The organism is Bacillus sp. EKM202B, from assembly GCF_011066025.1.
Taxonomy (GTDB): Bacteria; Bacillota; Bacilli; order Bacillales; family Bacillaceae_G; genus Bacillus_A; species Bacillus_A toyonensis.
This window is the reverse complement of sequence record NZ_JAAMNK010000070.1, coordinates 1-5,313: the sequence shown is the minus strand read 5'-3', so window position 1 is coordinate 5,313 and position 5,313 is coordinate 1. Positions and strand designations below refer to the sequence as shown.

Here is a 5,313-nt window from a genome sequence, read left to right as displayed (position 1 = left end):
GTCGGGTAGCTAAGCTGTGTTACCACCGCTTCGCCCCCACAGAACCGTACGTGTGGCTTTCACCACATACGGCTCTTGTGCTTTTCCCCGTTCTTCTTGGTTTAAGTTTAATTTTATTCAATCATTAATTAACCACAGCGTATAAAGTATCGTAGTTAGATTCCGTAGGAATCTTCCTTTTTATCATCATCATTTTCCAGGCATTAAGCACCTTTTCAGTTGGCATAGGAGCTTTTGCGGGAAAATTCCTATGATACTGAATATGACAAGATTGGTGAACGAGCCACTTGTTTTTCAAATTATCGCTACCACCCTTGATTTTAGGCGTTCTATGATGTATCTCTAATGCTTCGTCTGTACCAATAAGTCTTCCACTGCACATTGGACAATAGAATTTTTGCTTTTTCGCAAGTTTTTGCCTAACTTGCACATTATCCATTTGAAATCTCTTTTCATCTCGTTTGTTATAGTATTCTTTAAGTTTATTATTAAATGGGCTGTTCTTGAATACAATCAATCTATGTCTCTCTATTGGAGTCCATGACATCCTGATAAGTTGATACTTTCCTGTTGGGTCAGTCAAAAGCCATTTATCTTGACTAATTCCATGTATATCGGGCTTAAAGTATCTCTTTTTTTGCCATTTCCTTGGTTTATTTCGGTGTAGATTTCTCAAGTGCTTATGAGTTTTCTTAAATATATAATTATCAAACCAAGAAAACATCTGTTTCGATGTCCCGATTTTCCAGTAGTTTGCATATCCGCGAATGATTGAATTTAACGCTCTAATTAATGCCGATATGTTACTACCTTTGTATTTTTCAAAACAGACTTTAATTTTTGTAACTGCTTTCTTGATCGATTTCTTACTTGGCCTAGTAAACAACTTCCATAGTCTTCCCTTTTCTTTTGCTGTAGGAAATTGTCTAATGGTAAATCCAAGGAAATCGAAACCTTCAGATATGTGTACTACTTTAGTTTTTTCAGGTGCAAGTTCCAGACCTCGTTTGACAAGATACGGTTTTAGCTTTTCACACATGCTTTCAGCTTCTTCTTTTGTATCTGTCATTATCACAAAATCGTCCGCATAGCGAACTATTGATTTAGTATCTTGTACTGTCCAGTAACGTTCTCCTTTTTTCCTAGGCTTTGTCCTATTGATATATTTAACACCAAGTTCTTCTTCCATACCGTGTAAGGCGATATTGGCAAGAAGTGGAGAAATGATGCCACCTTGAGGTGTGCCGTTGTTGGTCAAGTTGAACACACCATTGTGGACGAATCCAGCCTTTAACCATTTCTTCACGATTTCTTTATATGGAAGATTTTTGATTTGTTCCATAATATAATCATGATTCAAATTATCAAAGCATCCCTTAAAATCACCTTCAAAGACCCATTTTTTCTTAGAAGTTGTTTTTAACTTTAAGAAAATAGAAGTAATTGCATCATGACAACTTCGTTTTGGTCTGAATCCATATGAGGTAGATTCAAAATGAACTTCCCATTGTGGTTCCAGAGCTAATTTCACTACATTTTGATATACTCTATCTATAATAATAGGTATTCCAAGTGGTCTTAACTTCTTTCCCGCTGTATCTTTAGGGATTTCAACCCTTTTGGCAGGGGATGGCTTATGAGTGGCAAGGTTCATAGCCTTCATTTTATCAAATAATTTCATCCTTTTAGTTGGATTAATGGCTTTGAAACCATCTACTCCCGCTGTTCTTTTCCCTTTATTTAGCTGTGTTACTTGTCTAATGGAAATAAGTAAAGCTGCTTCACTTCTCATTAACAAGCGTTGTAATCCTTTTACTTTTCTACGCTGACCAAGTTGTTCGGCACGGTAGATTCGCTGTTGTATCCTTCGAACCCAATTATTGAGTTTCCTCCATTCAATGGAGTTCCAATCATTGAGCAGAGTGACAGCGGACGCAATCGGTGTTTCTGATGCGTGTGGCATCGCATATCCTCCTTTAATTCCTCAGAGCTCTCGGCTAATGCGATTGGCTCTGCAGACATATTATTCGTTTGGTACTTTGCGCTTTCTTATCCGTTTTTGCACTCATCTGAAGTCTGCACCTTTTTAGGTTGTGTCACAAAGACATTATCCATCACAGGAATAACTCTCTCCTGCTTCTGTTCTTACTTGATGGCCTTCGCTTTCTCAGATGATCCTTTACCCACACAAGATTTACATGTCTCTTACGATCTACTTACCCTAGTATTGGTTATACCTCTATTCTCCTTTCAGATTCTTTGGGACATGTATGGGCTTACCAAGTTCAGTTCGTGTCAGATATGAGTAGGTTAGGTTCCTTCTCTACACCGGTTGGTACTTTTAGGTATAAACTGCTGTCAAGATATAAGACAGGTTCTTTACCAACATTGCGAACGGTCTTTGTTAGCATCTTCCCGTCGGTTTTCAATAACGATGCTTATGAAGATTCACTTTCGTTAACCATACTAAGAGGTAATATATCTCTCGACATATTCAACCTCCTTACTACTACTCTTTCCCTAGCAGAAATTTCAGAGGATGCTCTCCTACATTTCCACATTTGACCCTCATGCAACCGAACAACCCCATTACTAGAGAAGCCGTTTCGGGCGGGAACACCTGTTATACTCAGGTGTCTGTATTTTCTTAATCTTAAGGTTAAGAAAATACAGCACTGACGGTATTTCGAGTTAAGAACTGCTTCTTGTCGCACATATCTTCATGAAATAATAACATCCTAATAACCTCCTGTTTTTTTATAAAAAGAAACAATGTAGCTTACGTTACATTGTTCTTTGATGCCTCATGATCTATACGTTTTTGTCTTGCATGACTAATTCGTTCAGCTACAACTTCTTTTGCTATCTTCACACTTCCCATCTCTTGTTTATCAGTCGTAATAAGGCTATCTACGCCCTCTAAAAAGAAATAACCATTTAATAACTCAATTAAAATTTGCGTATTTCTATCCGCACTATTTGCACCAAGACGAATTTTTGTTAGTTCACTTTTCAACACATCGTGTAGATTCTTTGATACAATTTCGGAAATATAATTCAATGACCATTCTGTATTTTTTGATGCTTGATGTTCTCTACAAATCCTAACAATTGCTTCACCGTTATATCTGATGTTGTGTTCTTCCATGTAATCTTTAATATACGTATCTGTTTCCTCATCCAATGTAATTTGCATACGAAAATCCTTCATTTAATAACCCCTCTCATTTTGATATGCACTTTCTTTTTGCATACGCTCATAATACTTTTGGTTCTTCCAACTTTCATATTCACTTTTAAAAGCACGTTCCACTTTTCTCATAGAATACTGAATAGATACATTCTGTTGAAATTTTTGAAACGGCTTTGATTTTTTTATATGATGTATTCTCTTTTGTTCTTTATCATATGCCTTCATTTCTTGTAAAAAGGCGTTACCCATTCTTTTATACAAGTCATTAATTTTATTCGTCTTGTAATTTTCATATTGCTTCTTATCATACTTTCCTTCCCCATATGCTTCTTTAAAAACTTGCACTTCTTTATCTAACTTTTTGAGAAACTGATCGTAATCTTTTTTATGATGATGTTGAATATATCTACTGCTTAATTTATCAATTTCCGGCTTTAATGGTTGAATCGTATTGTAGCTATATTGCCACTGTCTTTTATCACTTGGTAACTGTTTATAGATTTGTAAAAACAACGGTTTCAGATGTTGATTACGCCAATCAAAAACGGAATCCTCTTTTTTTCTTCCCACCATATTATTTCGAATCAGATCATTAATTTGTTTTTGTTCCTGCTTACGATCTAATAGATTATTTACGACTTTCCCCTTCATCGCATCTAATGTTTTTGGTTTTCTTTTACCACGTTCTCTCGTTGGAAATGGTTCAACAGTTGCCACATGAATGTGAATATTGTCTGTATTAAAATGAATGGCTGCCGACCAGATAGAGCTTTTCTCCAATCCCTCTCTTTTCTGCATTTCCTTCATCGCAAGCCGTGTTACATCCATCAATTTTTTTTCATCCAATGTTTTTGTTTTCTCATCATAAATCCCTTGTTTTTCTAGCCAGTGATTATGAAAAGAAATGACATCTTGCCACATGATACTTCCATTTTCATGAGCGGTTTTAAACATTTCCTTTAAGGACTTTTTTTCACTTTCTGTTAAACGATTTGCGTGTTCCGTAAATAGTGCCGATGTCTTTTCTGAATCCCCCATATACTCTTGATACGTTTCGAACATTTTCGGATTCAGCTTCACTTCACTTTTCGCTTCCTCCCGATCTACATAATCAATATAGTTCTGAAAAGCATCCGAACTTGGCAACACAAATTTCGTTTTTAAAACAACACCTGGTGTGACGGAAGATTGAACAGGAACGGCATTATTCATTTTCAACATCCTGCATCATCATTTGAATAAACTCATTCATTTTTTCCATTGCGCTATAACAATCACTCATCATATGGATGTTCTTTTCAATAAGATTTTCTAACTCCATTTCCCTTTTATTTTGTTGCTGAAAAAATGCTAACATTTCAATTTGGTCTTTCAAAAATTTCTGCCGAGATAATCCTTTCCTCTTTGCAATTTCATCTATTTTCTTTACGGCAATTGGATCTACTTCTCTAATTCTAATTTCCACTTTTCCCTCTCCTTTCTGCAAATCTGGGTAGAGATCAAAAAATAGTGAGAAGAGCATAAGGGGTTTTTGTTCCCACCTAAGGTGTGAAGCTAGGCGGAGCCTAGCGAAACAATGGGAACAAGAAAACCTTCTAGGTGTAGACTCACTCACGACTCATTTTTTCGTGATGTGGACTCACTCACGATACAAAATCCTTCGATGTAGACTCACTCACGACACGACTTTTTTCACTTTTTATTAATTTCCTGTGCCTTTTCTTCTAATTTTTTGATCTTATCTCGTGCAATTTTTTGTTCCCCTTTAAACAATTCCACGTTCTTTTCTGATGACTTTATTTTAGATTCTAAGGATGCTATTTTTGATTGTGTTTCCGTTTTTTCTGATTCAGTTTGGTACTTCATTTCATCTTGTAATTCTTTTACTTTTTCATAAACTGTCTTTGCATTTTCTTCTTCCAGTTTGATTGCTTTCCCGTAATTTTTAATCTTTGTTTCGATATCATTTTTGTCTCTTTCTATAAAATCTAGCTCATATGTTTTTTTATCTTCAGCTAACAATTCATCATTTGCTTTTGTTTTACTTTGATCGGTAAAAATCGTCTGAACTAATTTATTCGGACTTTTTGTTGCTGCATTTTCTTCTTCATATTCGTTAA

At 35.6% G+C, this 5,313-nt stretch carries 4 protein-coding genes and 1 pseudogene; all 5 read right to left on the bottom strand.

Features of this window, described 5'->3' with window-relative positions:
- Positions 1-124 precede the first annotated feature (124 nt).
- Complete coding sequence (gene ltrA, locus G9F74_RS29190; protein WP_070189799.1) at positions 125-1,963, bottom strand: group II intron reverse transcriptase/maturase; 1,839 nt, start codon at positions 1,961-1,963, stop codon at positions 125-127.
- 816 nt (positions 1,964-2,779) lie between these two features.
- Positions 2,780-3,211 carry a hypothetical protein gene (locus G9F74_RS29185; RefSeq protein ID WP_016107046.1) on the bottom strand — a complete coding sequence of 144 codons (432 nt, stop codon included), beginning with the start codon at positions 3,209-3,211 and terminating at the stop codon, positions 2,780-2,782.
- Positions 3,212-4,405, bottom strand: a complete 1,194-nt coding sequence (gene mobP2, locus G9F74_RS29180) for a MobP2 family relaxase (RefSeq protein ID WP_016107045.1) — start codon at positions 4,403-4,405, stop codon at positions 3,212-3,214.
- Positions 4,398-4,658, bottom strand: coding sequence for a hypothetical protein (locus G9F74_RS29175; protein ID WP_002090361.1), 261 nt, complete (start codon positions 4,656-4,658; stop codon positions 4,398-4,400). The genes mobP2 and G9F74_RS29175 overlap by 8 nt, the downstream gene beginning before the upstream one ends.
- A 227-nt stretch (positions 4,659-4,885) precedes the next feature.
- Positions 4,886-5,313, bottom strand: a pseudogene (locus tag G9F74_RS29170) (hypothetical protein); the annotation flags it as partial.